The sequence below is a fragment of the Mycobacterium triplex genome (assembly GCF_000689255.1).
In the GTDB taxonomy this organism is placed as follows: Bacteria; Actinomycetota; Actinomycetes; order Mycobacteriales; family Mycobacteriaceae; genus Mycobacterium; species Mycobacterium triplex.
Genome location: NZ_HG964446.1, coordinates 5,387,462 through 5,405,663, shown reverse-complemented (window position 1 = coordinate 5,405,663; position 18,202 = coordinate 5,387,462). Strand labels below are relative to the sequence as shown.

Below are 18,202 nucleotides of genomic sequence, written 5' to 3'. Positions count from 1 at the left end.
ACGCATGGTGTAGTGAAGACCGAGCGCCGTTGTCGCCGACCCAACGGTTTGCCTACAACCGGGTGTGCGCCGCGGTGGATGTACACCCCCCGCAGGCGACTGGTAGGTAACGCCTTTCACGTCGAAGTGATTGAGTCGTGGCGCGCTTTCGGGCGGGCCCAGATCATGAACGGATGGATCAGAGCATCTATACCCAAATCGGCGGATATGAAGCTATCGAGGTAGTTGTCGATGACTTCTACGATCGCGTGCTTGCCGACGATCAACTGTCAGCCTTCTTCACCGGAACGAATATGAACCGGCTGAAAGGAAAACAGGCGGAGTTTTTTGCGGCCACGCTCGGCGGGCCCGAGTGCTACACCGGTGCGTCGATGAAGCAGGCGCATCGGGGACGAGGAATCTCCATGCAGCACTTCGACTTGGTCGTGCAGCATTTGGTCCATGCGCTGACTTCCGCCGGTGTTCCGCCGAGAACGATGGGGCAGATCATCTCCGCGATCGCGCCGCTTGCCTCCGAAATCGCATCCGGTGGCGTCGGCGCGGCACCGCTGGACTGAGCACCGACAAGGCGACCGCAACTCTTCAGAGCCACAAGCTATTACGAAGCTATCGTGGCCACATTGCCGTCAATTTGCGGCGGAACAATCCTTACCGTGGTGCGACACCACATGGGCAGGTGATCGCAGTTCCCGGTGCGGTACGGCCCGCATACGCGCTTCGCTTGGGGTCAGGCCGAAGTGCTGCTTGAACACGGTGTTGAAGGTGCTTCTCGAACGAAAGCCGCTGGCGATGGCGATGCTGTCGATCGAGGTGCTCGGCGACTGGCGCAGCAGATCGGCGGCGCGGGTAAGCCGGGTGGTGCGGATCAGATCGCTGGTCGTGGTGCCGGCCCGCTGAAGCGCTAGCTGAATTTGCCGGACCGACCAGCCCAACGAGTGAGCGACGGTGGTCGGCGTCAGGTCGGGGTTGCTCGCGTGGCGCGCGACGTGTGCGCGGACCGCCTGCTCGACGACACCGAGCGTGTCAGGAGTTCCCCCGCGGCCGGTCATGCAGGCGAACAACAGGTCGTTGATGGTGGCGCAGGAGCGCGAGAACTCGTAATCGTCGAGGGTTTCGTACTGCGCGCTCACCGTCGAGATCATCGCGCTGACCACCGAGCCCAGCCCGCGGCTGACGTCCATCACGAAGGGGCCCTGCGGCAGGTTGAGGGGCCGGCGGGCGTCTGCGACATCGAACGTCCAGCCGCGCGCCCAGGATCCGTGCCGGATCTGAAGAGCACGAGACTTGCTCAGCAGCAGCCCCTGTCCGGGCTGCAGCCGAACCTGGCGGTGGTCTTGCTCGAATTCGAGCACACCGCTGCGGATGAGGAACAACATGCTTCCGAGATCTCCGTCGGCGCGCACGTCGGCGTGCGTCTTGGCGTAGTGCAAGCCTTCCGACCAGAAATCGACCACGCGGTGATCTCCGTTGTGCTGCACAATGCTGCCTGCCCGGAATTTGGCGGTGTCCGGAAAAACAAAGTGCAACGAGCCGTGATTCGCGCAGACATGGTCGACCCAGTAGGCCGCCGGGTCGTCGAGCGCACAGCGCGTGTCGCTGCGCTCGGCGACGTAGCTACTCACCACGCGTGGACGCCGCGACCTGGCACCGACTTGGTTCCCTCTGTTCATGGGAGCTCGAAATCGCCTCATCCCAAACTTGCGCCTGACCAAATGACCATCAAGTATGCCCGTCTAGTAGAGGTGACCTACCGCAGGTGCGCGACCCGGCGCATTGTGTGCGCGAGCCATCCATCGTTGGATTTACCTCATAGCCAGCGCTGTCGGGTGGGCAGATATTTCCGATCCTCGGCGCTGAGTTCGCCCGGCCAGCGCTCATCGCCGCGCTGGGGAGGGCGCGCCCGCTGGGGCGATTCGTCCGCAAAGTCGACGGATAATCAAGGCCGCCAAAATGTTTGGCGAAATGGCGTCTGAATAATCTCGTCGAGCAAACGGCAAAGCGCATCGGTGCGTAGTGCCACGGTGCCCACGCGTTAGTGTTCTTTGGTTGGCCCCAGCGGGCTACCGAATAGAACAGGTGGGGAAAGTCATGACCGCAGCAGACTCGTCGACGCTCGAATCGCGGGTCGGCCACTACTACCCGATGGAAGACACCTACCAGGTCGGCCGCGAAAAGGTGCGTGAGTTCGCCCGTGCCGTGCAGGACTATCACCCCGCGCACTGGGATGTCGCCGCCGCCGCGGAGCTGGGATATTCGGACCTGGTGGCGCCGCTGACGTTCACGTCGGCACCGGCCATGGCGGCAAACCGCCATCTGTTCGAATCGGTGGTCATTGGTTACGAGATGTACCTGCAGACCGAAGAGGTCTTCGAGCAGCATCGACCGATCGTGGCCGGCGACGAACTGCACATTGACGTTGAACTGTCATCGGTGCGCAGGTTCGCCGGCAGGGACTTGATCACCGTGACCAACACCTTCACCGACCCCGCCGGCGAGCGGGTGCATACCTTGCACACCACCGTCGTCGGCGTCACCGCCGAGGATGTCGATCCGGCGATCAGGGCGACCGCGCAGCAAGTGATGATGCACGACGTGAACCTCGCCGGAATCGACTACTCCGATGCGGGCTATGAGAAGACGGTGCGCCCCGCCGACGAGGTTCGAATCGCCGAAGGAGGCGCGACCCGCATCCCGGGGACGCCGTCCTTCGAAGACGTGAACGTCGGCGACGAGCTACCGGTGCACCACGCCCGACTGTCCCGCGGCGACCTGGTGAACTACGCCGGCGTGGCCTGCGACGCCAACCCGCTGCACTGGGACGAGAACCTCGCCAAGATGGCGGGACAGCCCGATGTGATCGCTCACGGGATGCTCACCATGGGTTTGGGTGCCGGGTTCGGCTCCGCGTGGTCGGGTGACCCCGGCGCGGTGACCCGCTATGCGGTGCGGCTGTCCCAGCCCGTGATCGTGTCGGCCGCCGAGGGTGCGGACATCGAGTACAGCGGCCGGATCAAGTCGCTGGACCCGGCGACCCGCACCGGAGTCGTCATCGTCGGCGCGAAGTCAGGTGGCCGCAAGATCTTCGGTTTGGCGACGTTGACCGTCCGCTTCCGCTGATCAGGCGACCTTCGAGGCGATGCGCCGTCTCTCGGCCGGGCAGGAGGTCCTAGCCGGGCTTTAGGACGGCGGAGCCGTACCGCTGACAGGCCAGCAGTGCGAGTTCGACGTTGCGCCTGTCGTCGATCGGGCGCCCGCGTCTGGTGATGGCTCGCTCCATTTCGTCCTTTACGGCCCGCAGCGAAATGCCGAGTTCCTCTGCGACCCGGTAGGGCCTACCGAAACGGAGGAATATGCGCAATGTCTCCCGCAGGCGGGCGTCGTCGTCGCTGTCCGACGCCAGCGGACCAAGGACGTCGTGCACCCACCCGCGTACTTCCTCGCCATCGGCGTCCAGCAGCGCCGAACCAACAACATCGGCATCCGTGGCCGCGATCACCACATTTTGCTGAACACCGTGCGCCCGCACGGCTTCGCGTGCGCGCTGCGCCTGACGATGAGATCGGCGAAATCCCGCAACATCGCAACCCATCGCCCCGATCGCGATGTTGGGCGCGTTCGTCCGTGAGCGCACGAATTCGTGGATTTTCATGACGGCCTCACCGGGCACCGAACGAAACGGCAACCAAACCCACAAGGTGGCCGAATCGGTTCCGGCCAGCAGCGGGCGTGCCGAAGTCCCGACAGCTGCGGCCAACACATCGACGAACTCCGACAGGCTCGCGAGCTGGTCGGGTGTTGTCTGCCCGGTTGGGTACCAGACGATGAGCGCAAGGTGCTGCCAACTCAATGGATAGCCGAGGGTCGCGGAAACGGCATCGACGTCAAACGGTGCGCCGGCGTCAAGCACGTCGCGAATCTGTATTGCACGCGCGATGCGCTGAGCCTCCAGCTGCGCGCGGTGCTCGCCCTGGTAAGCCGCGAGCGCCTGCTCCGATACCACGTCAACGTACTTCAACAACGTCCTGGCCAGGGTCTCGATTACCGCGGCCTGGCTCGCCGGCGCCATGCCGAGGGCCTGCAGCTCCGTGAACACCACCTCGCTTAGCTGGCGCTGCCCCAACCGGTGACCGCGCATCATCGCGCTGATCGGAACATCACGGCGTGCAAGGGCTTTGGCGTACTCGACATGTGTCGCCGGTGCAGCGATCTTCGTGACGTCGTTGTCGTGAAGCAACGCGGCGAAGATCGTCTGCAGATGATCCCGCATCGCACTGCGCATCAACTTGCTCATCGTGTCATCGCGGGGAAGTTCCGGAACATTGTCTTGGGCCGTGGTGCAGAGAATGTCACTGATCGTGGCCGCACGCTCGTCGAGTCGAGCGACCATCCTAGCGACGTCGCTATTCACGCCAGCCTCGCCGCTGGGGTGCGTTGGCCATTAGTCGACGGTAGCCCGTTAGTGGTCCTAACCATAGGACGAATCGCCGTTCACGCCGGGAAGTAGTGCACCAGCAGCGATTCCTACGAACGGATGCCGTGGTTCTGGGTTTGCTGATCGCCCGATATACGGCCCATCGTCACTCGGCTGCGGCAGCACCGACTTCATGCCACCGCTCGATGTTGCGCACCCCGTCGCGCACGAAAGGGCTTGCCCGCAACAGAGCGAACAATGTGTCGCGCACCAACGAACCCGGGAAGCAGAGCGGTCGCTTCACGTGGAGCAGTAGCACCACCCGATGATCCTCGGTGTCGTTCCACACCTCATGCGGGAACATGTCGTCGAAGATCGCGATCTGGCCCTCCCGCCACACCACCTCGTGGTCGCCGATCTCCATCCGGCAGTTCTGGCGCTCGCGCGGCACGATCAGCCCCAGGTGGGCGGTGATGATGGCCTTGGTCGGCCCGGTGTGGCGCGGCACATGCGCGCCCGGCAGCATCACCGAGTACATGGCGGTCAGCAGGCCGGGGATGCGTTCCAGCATTCGTGCCGTTTCGGGGCAGCGGGCGCAGTTTACGTCGCTGCGGATCCCGTACCCCCAGAGGAAGAACGAGCGCCAGCGATCATCGACCGCGATCTTTTCATGATCGACCGAAATCTCGCGCAACGAGGGTATGGACATCGGGTCGCCCATCAACGCCTGCGCCTCGTCGCGGATGGCCGTCCAGTTCTCGGCGAGATGCGTTGTCCAAGAGAATATCTCGTTCGGGAAGACCTGGTATTCCTTCGTGGCCGCTGACCACATCATGATCCGGTCGACGATCGGTAGGATCCAGAGCCCGAGGGAGATCACCAGCTCGCGGCCAGACGGGAGCTTCGCAGTCTTGTACTCGGTTGTCCCAGAAGACATTTCGTTCGCTCGCACTCGTTGACCGAGCTATGCGGTGTGGCTCGAACGTTGGGTTGGGGCAACGATCGGCGCGGCAGTCGCAGGCGAGCTTCCGTTTCCGTAAAAGCCCTCCTCCCATTTCTTCTGAGCCTTCTTTCCCTCCCTGATGAACGGGGTGAAGGCCGCGATGTTGAGGATCAGCCGATTGACGAACGACGCGGGGAAACGTAGTGGCTTGACGAAGTCGACGAACAGTACGACGCGGGTCTCGTTGGATTGGTTCCAAGCCTCGTGCTCGTAGCAGTCGTCGAAGATCAGGACCTTTCCTTCTTCCCAATGGCAGACGGTGTCGTCCACCCGGATCGCGACCGTCCTTGGCGGCGCGTCCGGCACGAGCAGGCCGAGATGGAGCCGGAGCACCCCGTTGTAGGGCCCGCGATGCGGCTTGAGGTGCTTTCCAGGCTCGAGGACCGAGAATATCGCCGTCTTCATGCCGGGGATCGTCTGCAGGACGCGCCAGGTTTGTGGGCACTGCCGAATGGCTTCGTTCGACTTGGCGCCGTAGCAGGCGAATACAAACGATTTCCAGTCGCGGTCGGTGCTGATCGAGCGCAGCTCACTCAAGATTTCGTGGCAGCCGGGTAGCTCCTCTTTGCGAGTGAGCAGGGCATCGAGTTCGGCACGGATGTGGTGCCACTCGCGCTCGACATCGGCCGCCCAAGGGAATTCGGCGACGTCATAGACGGGTCGATTGCGAAGTTTCGAGTACTTTTCGTTGAGCCCCTGAGCCCATTCGGCTATACCCATCAGTGCCCGATTCACGAGCCCCGGCCGGCTCAAAGTGTCTTCGACACCTTCGGTGCGTCGGACGGAACCTGCCATGGAATCAGCCTTTCTGCCACCGCCATCTCGCAAACATATTGTCGGACTGCAAATGTTGGTGGCGTGGGTTAGTCACGTCTACGGCACAAAAGAGTCGAGCGAAATAGTAGGGGCTCATGCTGTCCGGGCCCAGGGCCGCTGGCCCGATCCTAACCACAACCTCGTTTGGCGCTCAACACGCCCCTCCGACAACACGTTTCGTCACCGACCGGTCATGCAATGGCAACTCAGCGGACAGATTGGCGGGCCAACCGGCGGCGACCACCAGCCCGAAGTCGGGTGCAGCTGCCTTGCCATGGGCGGGCGCTCGGGAAGCGAATCGACGGTCGGGGTCGTTGCGAATAGTCCCATGCAATGCGAGGATGATTGGCGCAGGAAGCAATAGCGGCAGCTGAATCGATGTTTGGCGTACCCAACAAAAGGGTTTTCATGCATACCGCAGTTTTAGATGAGGTAAATTCTTTTCCCTCAAATTCGCCTTCCATAAAATTGCGCGCCACAGAACTCGCTCGATGGCGCAGCGGCCGGCCGCGACGAGCGAGGGGCTAGCCGAATGAGCGCACTTCTCGGCAGCAGGCGGCTCAGGGAGCAGGTGCGACCGGTGTTGGCCGCGCTGATCGGGGGTGGGGCATACGGCTGTTGGGCGGCGTTCGCTCAACATCGGCTCGGCTTGGGCGTGGCTCTGCGCGCGGGCCTGGCGCAGGTAGGACTGAGCGTGATCGCAACCCTGGTTGCGGTGCTGGTGCTCGAACGACTTTTTCGCTGGCCGTCGAATCCCGTGCGCGGCTTCTGGTTAGCCGCGCTCGGAACTTCGACGCTAAGTGCGGTGTGGCTCTACGTAGGCCACCTGCTGGCCGGCACACCGAACATCGTGGTAGCGATCGCACCCCCGGTGATGGTCGGCACGGCATCCGACTTCCTTTATGCCGGTGCGTTGCTCGCGCTCGCCAGGCGGGCCGCTGACACCGCCGACGCACCCGTTCGCTGAGCGTATTCGACATGGCCGGCAGCGAGGCATAGGCCATCACCCAAGTGTTCAACGACGATCCGACTCCGATCCGTCAGGCATCGACTGGCGCTGAAACAGGGGGCAGCCGGCAATGGTGTTAATCCTGTCGTCAGGCAGGCGGGCCAAGCGCCCGTCGATGACGCCAAAGCGCGCGCGGGCGACAAACGGTACGCCCGATCACGTCATCTCCCTCGTGCTTATCGCGGCCGCGCTGGCCGGCCTCGGCCTCCAGCTGGCAGTGCTGCCGCTCGCCCTGCTGCCCGCCGATCCGGCCTGGGGATGGCTGCTGGTGCCGTTGGTGCTGCTCTCCACCCCGTTGTGGTCCCTGATCCATGAGGCGATCCACGCCACCTTGCTGCGCCAACGGACATGGAACGATCGATTCGGGCGGATACTTGCCGTCGGCTACGGCGCGCCTTTCGTGCTGCTCAAGTCCGCCCATCTGCTCCATCACCGGTACAACCGGAGTCGCCGGGAACGGACCGAGGTCTATGACCCGGCAACCTCGAGTTGGGCGGCGGCGGCTCCCGGCTACTACCTGCACCTGCTCGGCGGGCTTTACCTCATCGAGGTGGCGTCGGTGCTGCTTGCCGCCGCACCGCGCCGGCTCTGGCGCTACTTAGCGCGGCTGCTCGACTCCCCCGACACGTTCGGCGGCATGTTGATCGAGGGCATCGGCCGACGACACTTGCGCGAGTTCCGGGCCGACGCGGTGGCGGTGGTCGTCGTGTACGCAATTGCCGGTGTTGCCTACGGTCGACATGTCTGGATGCTCGCCGCCGCGCTCGTTGCCCGGGCGGTGCTGATCTCGGTCGCGGACAATGCGTATCACTACGGCACCCGGCTGGACGCTCGGTTGGAGGCGATGAATCTCCGGCTGCCCGGACCGCTGGAGCTATTCGTCCTCGCCTTCAATTTGCACAGCGTTCACCACCGGCATCCCGGCCTGCCGTGGTACGAACTCCGCGCGGCGTTCGCGGCCGACGGTGACCAATTCCACCTCGGCTGGTTCACGGCCGTGGCGCGGCAACTGCGTGGCCCGATCTCGGCTGATGCGCCGCATCTGCACGAATAGGCATCCGCGTCGCACTCGAATTGACGAAAGATACTGTTGCACAATATTTTTGACGATATTTGCGGCAAAGTGACTGGACTGCAATGGATGTCAGCTACCACCGGGTGGGGATTGGATCGTCGAACAGGTCGTAGCGTCCGGTCGCCTTCCACTGCTCTACTGCGGTGTGCGGTGCGCCGAACCAGCGCACGTACGGGACCACCTCGGCTGGTGGACGGGCGGCGTCGGCGAGGTGCCCGGTCGGGACTTCCTCGGCGCTTCGTGGAGTGTCCAAGTACGGGTTCAGAATCCGCACGCCGAACAGGATCAGGTTGTGGGTTCCCGGTAGCGCGGCCGAGGGCACGATCATTGCGGTGGCGCCGGCATTTCGGACGGCATCGGCCAAGGCCCGCGTCGGCGTGTAATCGTCGCCGATCAGCTCGTCGGCCGTCAGTCCGTATGTCGCGCAGTCGTCGAAGTCGACCCGGGTCGGGTTCTCCACGTCGATGACTGCCGTCCACAAATTCAATACGACATCATCGGGATTGCCGGTGGGCCCGACGTTGTGGCGAAGCATCTCGGCGGCTGGGCCCAGCGGATGCAGACTCAGGTACTGGACGGTCTGGCTCTTTGCGTGGTGGAAACGACCGGCGCGCGAGCTGGGAAATGCCCACCACGGCGAGTCATACGACGCGTGGCGGAACACCGTCAGTTTCATGCAGTCATTGCACGGGTAGCGGTCGCGGCTTGCAGGAGTGCCGGATAGCGCAGGGGATCGTCGAGCAGCTTGATTGGCTGCTGGCCTAACACGGGGTGTTCCCGATCGAACCAGGCGATGACGCCCGGACCGGTGAAGGAATGGCGCAACTGATTCACCAACTGCCCCACGACGCGGATTCGCGCGGCGTCATCAGCCGCAGGCTCCGTCCCGTCATCGGCGAGCCAGCGTTGCAGCTGACGAACGGAGACCCCGAGCAGCTCGGCCAGGGTTTTCTGCGGGGCGGCGAGGACCTCGGCGGATTTGCTGAGAACGTCGCGGACCGGAGCGTCATCGTTGTACGGCCGGTTCTCGACAATGTCGCGTAACGCATGGCGGAATTGCTCGAGCGCGATGCGCACATCACGACGTTGCTGCTCGTCATCATCGCGACGAAGGGCTTTCTCCGCGCGAAACGCCGCGGCCCACAGCGTCGTCGTCAGGTACGGGTCGGCTTCGAGACGCAACGGCGTCGCCGCGCCCAGTGTCGGCTCGAAACTGTCGACGAGCTGAGCAACCTCGCCGGGAACCGTCGTGGAGCGCTGTAACAACTTTGTCGCGTCATTGACCCGGGCGAGCAGCGCGGCGAGCTCGGACGTTGCCACGGCCTCAGTCGTAGTCATGTCGTCAGTATACGACGTATCTACGCCACCGCTGTTGATGCCTTTTAGGAACCTACGGCGGCCTGCTACGCGGCAAGCGTCTGCGGCGGCAGGCGAGCACCAGAGCGCTTAGTGGTCGCGGCTTGCCAACGTTTACTTGTACGCCTATCAGTCACACAGTTGATGGCATGGCTGCCAAGCCTCAGCGGAAGACCTGGCGTCTTTCAGCGCGCCTGACCCGCTGAGCGGGACGCGCTGATTCGTCGTGCCGCCGAGGTCGAGGGGACTGACTTCACCACTTTTACGGTGACAGCGGCGTTGGCGCACGCGCGCGACGTGCTGGCCGACCGCCGGCTCTTCGTGCTCACCGATGCCGCGTGGACTGAGTTCCTCGCCGCGCTGGACCGGCCCGTCTCACACAAGCCTTCGGTTGGAGAAGTTGTTCGTTGAGCGGTCTATTTTCGACACCGAGGGGCCGCCATCGCGGCCGCAGTTGTCCGCAGCTTCCTAAGCTACTCAACGCTGTTTGTGCGGTGAGTGAGCCAGGCGGCCGCTCGTTGGGAGGCTCTCCGATAGTGTTCAGGTACGGCCGCTAGGCGGGTTGCGATGGCTTGCGGGTCAACAAGATCAGCTGCGATCAGTGCGTCGACGAAATTCTGGTCCTTCTCCCGTAGGGCACACAGTTTCGCAACACACAGGTCTTCCTTGTCGAGGCACCATCCGATGAATTGAGGATCGCCCGATGGGGCGGCGGTGTTCTCGTTCTGGACTTTGACCAGTCGATCGCGCCATCCGTCGGGCAGTGCCGAGGTCTGCAGGTCCACGCCGTCGATGCTGAAACCGTGAAGCTGCTCAAACGGGGAGAACTCGCCCGCTGCTCCCTCGAGTTCATCTGCAAGACGGGCGATTTCACCCGTGTCGTCGGTGATCGGCAGAACGTCGACTTCGACCGACCTGGTGGCGTAGAAGGGTAGCTGATCGTCGGTATATGTGCCGAGAATCGCTTGGGAGCCGACGATAATCACTTCAGTCAGGCCGGTGATTTGGCAGGCGGCCCGGATAGCATGCTCAAGCTGGTCGCGGCGCATCAGCGAACCGTGCGTAGAACGCGGATCCGCTCCTCATCGGGAAGCAGTCCACCCATCGGTGAGACTTCGCGCATCTCGATGCAATCGCGGCCGAGTCCAGTAAGGACGCGATGAAGGCCGGGTACGTCGCCGTCTCTCACGAGCGATTCCCAGCGGTCGAGATTTCTCATATGCGGCTGGCCGGTGACGCCGGACCGCAATCGTCGCAGGTTGTGCTCGATCGTGGGTTGCCATTGTGTGAGAGTCGACCGCGTCAGGTGTCTGGCCAGCTCGCGGTGCAGTTTCCACGAGCGGCGTTCTGAACGTGTCAGCTTGGGAGTGACTGGTTGGCGGGTGATCTCGAGTCGGTACCCCATACAGGACAAAAGTCGGTCGAGCTGCTCATCGCTGAGTTCAACCTTGTCGGAGAGGAACTGGCTGATGCTCGGCTGGTGCACGCCGCTGAGCCGAGACAACTCGGACTGGGTGGTGCCTGTTTCGTGCATCACCGTCCGCAATACGTCACTCCGACCGGTCATGCTCAACTATAGCATTCTCTACTATAGGTAGCTCCGGTCCGCTTTTGTCCGCGCTGCACGATGCGGCTAGCACGTTCTGCGTCCCCTCTGCGTTGCACCTGATGCTGTCGATGGAAGACGCTCGCGCGCTCATCGGCGGTTGAGCCGCTGCGATTGACTATCGCGGGTCAGGCTGCGCCATCTGATGCCAATCAATCACCGACCAGAACCAGACGCGACGAGTCGGCAGACATCTCAAAACCATTGCTGACCTGCGCAAACAACGAGTGCCCCCGGCAGGATTCGAACCTGCGACACCGGCTTTAGGAGAGCCGTGCTCTATCCCCTGAGCTACGAGGGCGGACGGGCCTGAGCTTACCGTGACGGCAGGCTCAGGCCCGTTGGCCGCGACGACGGTCAGCGCAGTTCGGCGATCACCTTCGAGAAGTTGGCGATGTTGTTGTCCTGCACGGTGAAGGAGGACACGCCGTACTTCTCCCGGTAGCCCAGCAACGTGTCGGCGATCTCGCGGGGAGAACCGCTGAGCACCGAGGGCTGGGACAGGATCTGCTCGTCGGTGAGATCCGGCGCGTAGGCGCGGGTCAGCTTCAGGTCGGGCTCGGTCTCGCCGTCGCGTGGCATCGCCGTGATCGCCAGGTTCAGCTCGAGCGAGTCGAACCGATCGCCGGCGGCCTTGCGGACGAAGTCCACACGTTCGGCGAACGGGTCCTCGACGTCGCGCACCTTGGAGCCGGTCAACCCGATGATGTCGGCGTGGTGGGCGGCGATGGTCAGCACGCGGTCCCCGTTGCCGGCGATGATCAGCGGTGTCGACGGGTGGTGCTCCTTGAGGTACTTCGTCATGTGCTCGAGGTAATCGACCCGGGCGCCGGCGCTGGGGTAGGGGATCTCCGCCGCCTCGAACTCTTCGCGGACGTAGCCGGTGCCGAGCCCGATCTCGAGGCGGCCGTCACTGAGCAGATCCAGGGCGCCCATGTCCCGGCTGAGCAGGGCCGGCTTGTAGAAAGCGGAGTTGAGCACGTACATGCTCAGCCGCAGCGTCGTGGTGACCATCGCGACCGCGGTTAGGGTGGGAAATGGCGCCGCGGCGCCCAAATGGTCTGGCACACAAAGAATGTCGAAGCCGGAATCCTCGGCGCGCTTGGCCTTGTCGAGGAGTGCCTCGCGCGACTTGAAGAACCGCATGCTCATACCAAATCGAAAATCCTTGGCCACCAACAACCTCCAAATGAGTTAGCAATAATTACCAGGAGCGAGCCGCGGCCGCCAAGCCCTGAACCAGGGCGGAGGTGACCGGCGATAGGCCGTCAGATCCCGGCAGCGGGCTGCGCGGGCTGAGACCCCTGACGCGAACGGACAATTCGAGTTGTGTGCCGCCTTCGCGTACCCGGTTTACCGGGTTGTCAGGATGTAACCCCCGTAGTTCGAGCGGGATATCGCCGAGGTCGGTGACGACCTGATAGCCACTCAGCGCAATGTGCTTGGCCAGGTGGGCGGCCAGCGTGCGATTGCGGCCGCCGGCCAGCAGTTGCGTGCTGCGCCCGATGCGCCCATACCCGTGCAGTGAGACCGCGACGTCGACATGGTCGAGAAACTCGGCCAGTCGCGGCGACTCGGCGGGGTCGAACCGCGCCGAGGGCAAGTGATGCGGGTAGCGGTCGGGATGGCGCAACAGGTACACCGACGCGCCGGCGGCCGCTGCCGCGCGTTCGGCGATGACGTCGGTCATTTGTTCCAGGCCGCCGCCATGAATGGCCATGAAGCCGAAACGCGACCGCAGCTGACTGGCCTCGACCACCTCCGGCTGGATCAGCAGCTCCGAAAGTGACTGTGGCCCAAGGCCGGACGCCGATCGCGCGGCTACCGGTCGGGGCCAGTGCGAGGGATCCCAGCGTTTCAAGAAGTCGATCCAGCGCTGCGGAAGCCCGTGATGAACGGCGCCGGCGATGATCCTTGGCAGGTAGCCGGGGCGGGGCGGTCCCGGGGTCACCCGGTGGTCGATGTAGACCCAGGCCGCTGCCGGGCCGTCGTCGGTGTGCACGGTCAACTCGTCGCGCCGGTAGCGCATCGGAACGCCCTCGGCGCTGTCCAGGGTGTCCAGGTCGTGGTCGGAGAGTTGCCAGAGCACCCCGTGAACCTGATTGCCGGCGAATGGTTCGACGGTCGCCACGCCACGCTGATTGATCAGCCAATCGTGATCGGACAGCACCGCCGGCCGCGGATCAGCGGCATCGGGACAGCGCCGAGCCATCTGCCTGACGCACAGGTTGGAGCCGTATGCGAAGTAGAGATGTCGGCGCGCCTGCATTCAGCGGCTCACCGTCAGACAAATCGGCACCAGGTGAGCCTATGTGCTTCGTATAGCTATGTAAAACAAGCTCCGAATTGCGGCCCGCGGTTGCAGAACCTGCGCCGCGCCCTATGGGCAGTAGGTCGATACCGCGAGGTTCACCATGGAGGTGACGTCACCGAAATTGATGCCGCGTGGGCCCAAGGTGTTGTGGACGTCGTCGGCAATTTGCTGTGACGACCAGCCATTCCACCGATCGGCACAGATATGGTGCGCCATAAACAGGATGTCGCCGTCCTCGTTCGGCGGCCAGGTGAACCCAAGGGCGCGCATCTGGGCCAGGAAGTTGGTGTCGACGGTGTCGGCCGCCGCTACCGAAGCGGTGGTCACCAGGGCGGCGCCAACGATGAGCGGAGCGGTGAGTCTGGCCAGCCAGCGGGATGAAGGCATGTGCGCGTCCCTTCCGTCAAGATATTTAAGGCCGCGTAAGTGTGCGAGCCAAAAGCGGCGCAAATATGAAGAATAGAGAAACCTTGGACGAATCAGGCGGAACGCCTGAAATGCGAATGTCCGGTTGTCAGTGCCCTTTCACGGTCAAATAGATCAGCACGACGTTCAGCACGGTCACCAGTATCGCCACCGCCCAGCCGATGGCGGTGGTGATCGGGTGGTTGGTGTCGCCGCCCATCAGTTTGCGGTTGCTGGTGAGCCTGACCAGCGGGAGCACCGCGAACGGAATTCCGAACGACAAAATGACTTGTGAAATCACCAATGAGCGGGTCGGGTCGAGACCGATCGCCAGCAGCGCGACGGCCGGGCACAACGTGACCAAGCGGCGCACGATCATCGGTATCGACCGGTGCAGCAGACCCTGCATGATCATCGCACCGGCGTAGGCGCCCACCGACGACGACGCCAAGCCGGACGCGAGCAGGCCGACCGCGAACAGCACCGCGATCGCCGGGCCCAACGTGTTGTGGATCGCGGTGTAGGCGCCCTCGATGGACGCGACGTCTTGCTGGTCCTGCAGGTTGATCGCGGCGACGAGCAGCATCGCCGCGTTCACCGTTCCGGCCACGGCCATCGCCAGCACCACATCCACCCGCGTGACCCGCAACAGCCAGCGTCGCTCGGGGCCCGGCTCGGGATGTCCGTGCCGATCCAGGACCAGACCCGAGTGCATATACACCGCGTGCGGCATCACGGTGGCGCCCAGGATGGCCGCGGCCAGCAGCACGCTTTCGGTGCCGTGGAATCGCGGCAACAATCCGCCGAGCACCGCGTCGGACGGAGGCGTGGCGACGAAGAAACTGGCCGCGAAGCCGACGGCGATGATCAGCAGCAAGCCGGTGATGACGCGCTCGAAAATGATCTGCCCCCGCCGGTCTTTGATCGCCAGCAGCAGCAACGAGATCACCCCGGTGATCACCCCGCCGAGTGGCAACGGCAGACCGAACAGGATCCGCAGCGCGATCGCACCACCGATGACTTCGGCGACATCCGTTGCTATCGCCACGATTTCGGCCTGCACCCAAAAGGTCAGCCGGAGCGGGCGGCCCATCCCCTTGCCGATCGCCGAGGGCAACGAGCGCCCGGTCACCAGCCCGAGCTTGGCCGAAAGGTACTGCACCAGCCCGGCCATCACATTGGCCGCGACGATCACCCACAGCAGCAGATAGCCGAATTGTGTCCCGGAGCTGACGTTGGCGGCGACGTTGCCCGGATCGACATAGGCGATCGCGGCGACGAATGCCGGCCCCAGCAGATACCAGCTCGTCTTGAATGAGGCCCTGGTGTCCTGCGCCAACTGTCCGACTCTCGACGTACGACCGAATAAAAAAGTGAGGGTAGCCGATAAAACCCGGCCGGTGTGCCGCGGCCCGCCGGTTTAGCTGGCGCCGATGCTCCCGCCACCGTCGACCCGTACGATCTGGCCCGTGATGTAGCCGGCGTCCTCGTGCAGCAACATGCAGATCACGTGGGCGATTTCGGTGGGGGTGCCGACGCGCCGCATCGGGATGTCCTTGAGCACAAGCGCTTCGCGCGCCGACCCGACGGGGCTGCGTTCCCGGTACATTTCGGTCTCGATCGGTCCGGGCGCCACCGCGTTCACGGTGATGCCCGAGGAGGCCAGCTCGCCGGCCCAGATGCGGGTCGCGGTCTCCAACGCGCCCTTGGCGGCGGCGTACGGAGTCCGTTCGTCGACGCCGGTCGTCGTCAGGCTGCTGACGTTGACGATGCGGCCCCACCGGGCCTGGACCATGCCGGGCAGCACGGCCTGTACGACCTGCACCGCGGTGCGCACGTTCATGTCGTAGGTGAGGAACAAGTCGTCCAGATCTACCGACCCGATGTGGCCGAACCGGGCCAAGCCGACGTTGTTGACCACCGCATCGACCCGGCCTTCGGCGACGATCGTGTCGAGCGCCGCCGCGGTGGCGGCCCGATCGGCGAGGTCGACGGCAACGAACTGGCCGGGAAAGTCGGGCGGTGCGCTGCGCGCGAGCCCGATCGGCTCGAAGCCGTCGCCAGCCAGGCGGTCTACCACCGCACGGCCGATTCCTTTTGACGCGCCGGTGACCAGTACTCGCCGCTTCGACATCGCTTTCCCCTTTCGCGCTCGCACATGCAACCGATTAGAGGGAACGCCGAAACGGCGGCGGTTCATGCCGTGCTTTCGATCACCCGGGCAGGTAGAGCCCCTTGCCGGGGACCAGTGGCAGGTCGAGGGTCGTCACGATGCCCGGCGCGGCGGCCACCACCGCCGGGATCGCGTTGACCACCCGCATCGCGGTGGCGACCAGCCCGGCGTGGTTGTGGTCACCGTTCGGACTGCCCAGGCAGACGTCCACGGCGTACGAGGGCTCGCCGGTGATCTCGATGCGGTACGAACCGCCCTCCTGCGCGGGCTGCGGCCACTCGGGCTGCAGGTCCGGACGCAACCGGGTGACGTGTTCCAGGACGATCGCGGGCTTGCCGTCGACCATGCCGAACACCTCGAAGCGCAGCGCCGCCGCGGTGCCCTTGGCGATATGACCGGACGCGATGTCGAAGTCCTCGGGCGCGGGAATCCGGACGTACTCCTGGGTGACGGCGTCGAGCGAGACGCCCAAGCCCGCCGCTATCTGCCGGATCACCGATCCCCACGCCAAGCTCAGCACGCCGGGCTGCAGCAGCATCGGGATGTCGTCCATCGGCTTTCCGAATCCCATGACGTCGAACATGACCGCCGCACTGTCGTAGGTCGCGTAGTCGACGATCTCCATGCACCGAATCTGCTGGATGCTCTGACAGGTACCCGCCAGCGCCAGCGGCAGCAGGTCGTTGGCGAAGCCGGGATCGATGCCGTTGACGTACAAGCTCGAATTGCCTTCGCGAGCAGCATCTTCGAGTGGCTTGATCAGCTCCTCTGGAATCACCTCCCACGGGTACTGCAAGAACACCGGACCGCTGCCGACGATGTTTATTCCGGCCGCCAGGACGCGCCGGTAGTCCTCGAGTGCCTCGGGCAGCCGGTTGTCGGCCAGTGCGTTGTACACCGCGCACTTGGGCCCCGTGGCGAGCACGGCATCGAGGTCGGTACTGGCGAGTACGCCGGTCGAATCCGGAAGTCCGGCAAGTGATGCCGCGTCCTTACCGGCTTTGGCATCCGACGACACCCAGACGCCGGTGAGTTCGAATTCGGGGTTGGTGATGAGCGCTCGCAGCGCGTGGATACCGACGTTGCCGGTGCCCAGTTGGACGACGGGGATGGGCATGAGGGGCTCCTTGGTGGTCGGCGATCACAGGTCCGGGACGGGGATGTCGAGATTGGGGAAGGTGAGGCCGCCGTCGACCTCCAGCGTCTTGCCTGTCAGGAAGCTGCCGGCCGGTGATGCCAAATAGACTGCCGCAGCCGCAATGTCGACCGGATCGCCGAGGCGGCGCAGGGGTGTCACCTTCTCCATCGGCGCGCGCAATTCGTCGTTGGAGGCGACCACGTCCAGTGCGGAGGTCAGGATCGAGCCGGGCGCGATCGCGTTGACCCGGATGCGCGGGCACAGGTCCAGCGCTGCCGACCGGGTGTAATGGGCCAGGGCGGCCTTGGCGGTGGCGTAGGCGGCGAAACCGCGTCCGGCCAGGCGGCCCATCGTCGAGGTGATGTTGATGATGCTGCCGCCACCGGAGTGCTCCAGCATCAGCGGCACCGCCGCGATGGTGAGCGCGTGCGCGGTGGCGACGTTGAAGGTGAACGCGTCCTTGAGGTCCTTGGTCGACGTGGTCAGCAGCGTATTGGGCATGGTCCCGCCGACGTTGTTGACGACGATGTCCAGCTTGCCGAACGCCTCGACGGCCTGCTCGGCCAGCTTCGCGGTGGCCTCGGGGTGGGCCAGGTCCGCAGCGACGATGTGGGCTTTGCGGCCCGCGGCACGGACCTCTTCTGCGACGGCCTCTAGTTGGGATTCCGTGCGCGAGGCGATCAGGACATCGGCGCCGGCTTCGGCGAACGCCACCGCCATAGCCGCCCCGAGGCCACGGCCGCCACCAGTGATGACGGCGACTTTATCGTCGAGACGGAACCTGTCAAGGATCATTACGGCCTCTCTTCGTTGAGTTGTCGGCCGAAACGGAAGCAAGACTGACCGTCTCGGATCGCGGCATTTCTGGAACAGGTTCTAGTTTGGCATACGGTAGC

The 18,202-nt window shown here is 64.2% G+C and carries 19 protein-coding genes, 1 tRNA gene and 1 pseudogene; 5 read left to right on the top strand and 16 right to left on the bottom strand.

Annotation, left to right across the window (positions count from 1 at the left end; all coding sequences use genetic code 11):
* The first annotated feature begins 173 nt into the window (after positions 1 to 173).
* Positions 174 to 557 (top strand): group I truncated hemoglobin, encoded by a 384-nt coding sequence (locus BN973_RS24945; RefSeq protein ID WP_051641484.1) that lies wholly within the window; start codon positions 174 to 176, stop codon positions 555 to 557.
* 69 nt (positions 558 to 626) lie between these two features.
* On the opposite strand, the gene BN973_RS24940 is transcribed toward BN973_RS24945, so the two are convergent.
* Positions 627 to 1,625: an AraC family transcriptional regulator gene (locus tag BN973_RS24940; protein WP_036471398.1), complete on the bottom strand. Its 999-nt coding sequence runs from the start codon at positions 1,623 to 1,625 to the stop codon at positions 627 to 629.
* Positions 1,626 to 2,088: 463 nt separating this feature from the next.
* On the opposite strand from BN973_RS24940, the gene BN973_RS24935 reads away from it, so the two are divergent.
* Entirely contained in the window at positions 2,089 to 3,117 is a 1,029-nt protein-coding gene (locus BN973_RS24935) for a fused (3R)-hydroxyacyl-ACP dehydratase subunits HadA/HadB (protein ID WP_036471397.1), read from the top strand.
* A 49-nt stretch (positions 3,118 to 3,166) separates the two neighbouring features.
* Here BN973_RS24935 and BN973_RS24930 read toward each other — a convergent pair whose 3' ends face one another.
* The 3 genes from BN973_RS24930 to BN973_RS24920 form a co-directional block, all read right to left on the bottom strand.
* Entirely contained in the window at positions 3,167 to 4,387 is a 1,221-nt protein-coding gene (locus BN973_RS24930; RefSeq protein ID WP_051641483.1) for a PucR family transcriptional regulator, read from the bottom strand.
* Between the two features lie 190 nt (positions 4,388 to 4,577).
* Positions 4,578 to 5,348 (bottom strand): aspartyl/asparaginyl beta-hydroxylase domain-containing protein, encoded by a 771-nt coding sequence (locus BN973_RS24925; protein ID WP_139830022.1) that lies wholly within the window; start codon positions 5,346 to 5,348, stop codon positions 4,578 to 4,580.
* 27 nt (positions 5,349 to 5,375) lie between these two features.
* Positions 5,376 to 6,209 (bottom strand): aspartyl/asparaginyl beta-hydroxylase domain-containing protein, encoded by an 834-nt coding sequence (locus tag BN973_RS24920; RefSeq protein WP_084163540.1) that lies wholly within the window; start codon positions 6,207 to 6,209, stop codon positions 5,376 to 5,378.
* Between the two features lie 553 nt (positions 6,210 to 6,762).
* Here BN973_RS24920 and BN973_RS24915 point away from each other — a divergent pair.
* Both BN973_RS24915 and BN973_RS24910 read left to right on the top strand, forming a co-directional pair.
* Positions 6,763 to 7,197 carry a hypothetical protein gene (locus BN973_RS24915; RefSeq protein WP_036471395.1) on the top strand — a complete coding sequence of 145 codons (435 nt, stop codon included), beginning with the start codon at positions 6,763 to 6,765 and terminating at the stop codon, positions 7,195 to 7,197.
* 157 nt (positions 7,198 to 7,354) lie between these two features.
* Positions 7,355 to 8,293: a fatty acid desaturase gene (locus BN973_RS24910; protein ID WP_036473030.1), complete on the top strand. Its 939-nt coding sequence runs from the start codon at positions 7,355 to 7,357 to the stop codon at positions 8,291 to 8,293.
* A 94-nt stretch (positions 8,294 to 8,387) separates the two neighbouring features.
* Here the strand turns inward: BN973_RS24910 and BN973_RS24905 are convergent, their stop codons facing one another.
* Positions 8,388 to 8,990, bottom strand: a complete 603-nt coding sequence (locus BN973_RS24905) for an RES family NAD+ phosphorylase (RefSeq protein WP_036471394.1) — start codon at positions 8,988 to 8,990, stop codon at positions 8,388 to 8,390.
* Positions 8,987 to 9,652: a hypothetical protein gene (locus BN973_RS24900; protein WP_085200571.1), complete on the bottom strand. Its 666-nt coding sequence runs from the start codon at positions 9,650 to 9,652 to the stop codon at positions 8,987 to 8,989. The genes BN973_RS24905 and BN973_RS24900 overlap by 4 nt, the downstream gene beginning before the upstream one ends.
* Before the next feature lie 62 nt (positions 9,653 to 9,714).
* Here BN973_RS24900 and BN973_RS24895 point away from each other — a divergent pair.
* Positions 9,715 to 10,142: pseudogene (locus BN973_RS24895) on the top strand (type II toxin-antitoxin system TacA family antitoxin).
* A gap of 1 nt (position 10,143) precedes the next feature.
* Here the strand turns inward: BN973_RS24895 and BN973_RS24890 are convergent.
* From BN973_RS24890 to BN973_RS24845, 10 genes are all read right to left on the bottom strand, one after another.
* Positions 10,144 to 10,719: a DUF6036 family nucleotidyltransferase gene (locus tag BN973_RS24890; RefSeq protein ID WP_036471392.1), complete on the bottom strand. Its 576-nt coding sequence runs from the start codon at positions 10,717 to 10,719 to the stop codon at positions 10,144 to 10,146.
* Positions 10,719 to 11,237 (bottom strand): helix-turn-helix domain-containing protein, encoded by a 519-nt coding sequence (locus BN973_RS24885; RefSeq protein WP_232232231.1) that lies wholly within the window; start codon positions 11,235 to 11,237, stop codon positions 10,719 to 10,721. The genes BN973_RS24890 and BN973_RS24885 overlap by 1 nt, the downstream gene beginning before the upstream one ends.
* Before the next feature lie 267 nt (positions 11,238 to 11,504).
* Positions 11,505 to 11,577 (bottom strand) — tRNA-Arg (locus BN973_RS24880).
* Positions 11,578 to 11,633: 56 nt separating this feature from the next.
* Positions 11,634 to 12,458: an LLM class F420-dependent oxidoreductase gene (locus BN973_RS24875; protein WP_036471391.1), complete on the bottom strand. Its 825-nt coding sequence runs from the start codon at positions 12,456 to 12,458 to the stop codon at positions 11,634 to 11,636.
* 22 nt (positions 12,459 to 12,480) lie between these two features.
* On the bottom strand, positions 12,481 to 13,545 hold the full coding sequence (locus BN973_RS24870) for a poly-gamma-glutamate hydrolase family protein (protein ID WP_036471390.1): 1,065 nt from the start codon (positions 13,543 to 13,545) through the stop codon (positions 12,481 to 12,483).
* A gap of 111 nt (positions 13,546 to 13,656) precedes the next feature.
* The gene (locus BN973_RS24865) at positions 13,657 to 13,977 is read right to left on the bottom strand and encodes a DUF732 domain-containing protein (RefSeq protein ID WP_036471389.1); all 321 of its coding nucleotides are present in this window, start codon (positions 13,975 to 13,977) and stop codon (positions 13,657 to 13,659) included.
* A 127-nt stretch (positions 13,978 to 14,104) separates the two neighbouring features.
* On the bottom strand, positions 14,105 to 15,334 hold the full coding sequence (locus BN973_RS24860) for an Nramp family divalent metal transporter (protein ID WP_036471388.1): 1,230 nt from the start codon (positions 15,332 to 15,334) through the stop codon (positions 14,105 to 14,107).
* 81 nt (positions 15,335 to 15,415) lie between these two features.
* Positions 15,416 to 16,129 (bottom strand): SDR family oxidoreductase, encoded by a 714-nt coding sequence (locus tag BN973_RS24855; RefSeq protein ID WP_036471387.1) that lies wholly within the window; start codon positions 16,127 to 16,129, stop codon positions 15,416 to 15,418.
* A gap of 79 nt (positions 16,130 to 16,208) precedes the next feature.
* Complete coding sequence (locus BN973_RS24850) at positions 16,209 to 17,285, bottom strand: NAD(P)H-dependent amine dehydrogenase family protein (protein ID WP_036471386.1); 1,077 nt, start codon at positions 17,283 to 17,285, stop codon at positions 16,209 to 16,211.
* Between the two features lie 24 nt (positions 17,286 to 17,309).
* Positions 17,310 to 18,101, bottom strand: coding sequence for an SDR family oxidoreductase (locus BN973_RS24845; protein ID WP_036471385.1), 792 nt, complete (start codon positions 18,099 to 18,101; stop codon positions 17,310 to 17,312).
* Positions 18,102 to 18,202: the final 101 nt, after the last annotated feature.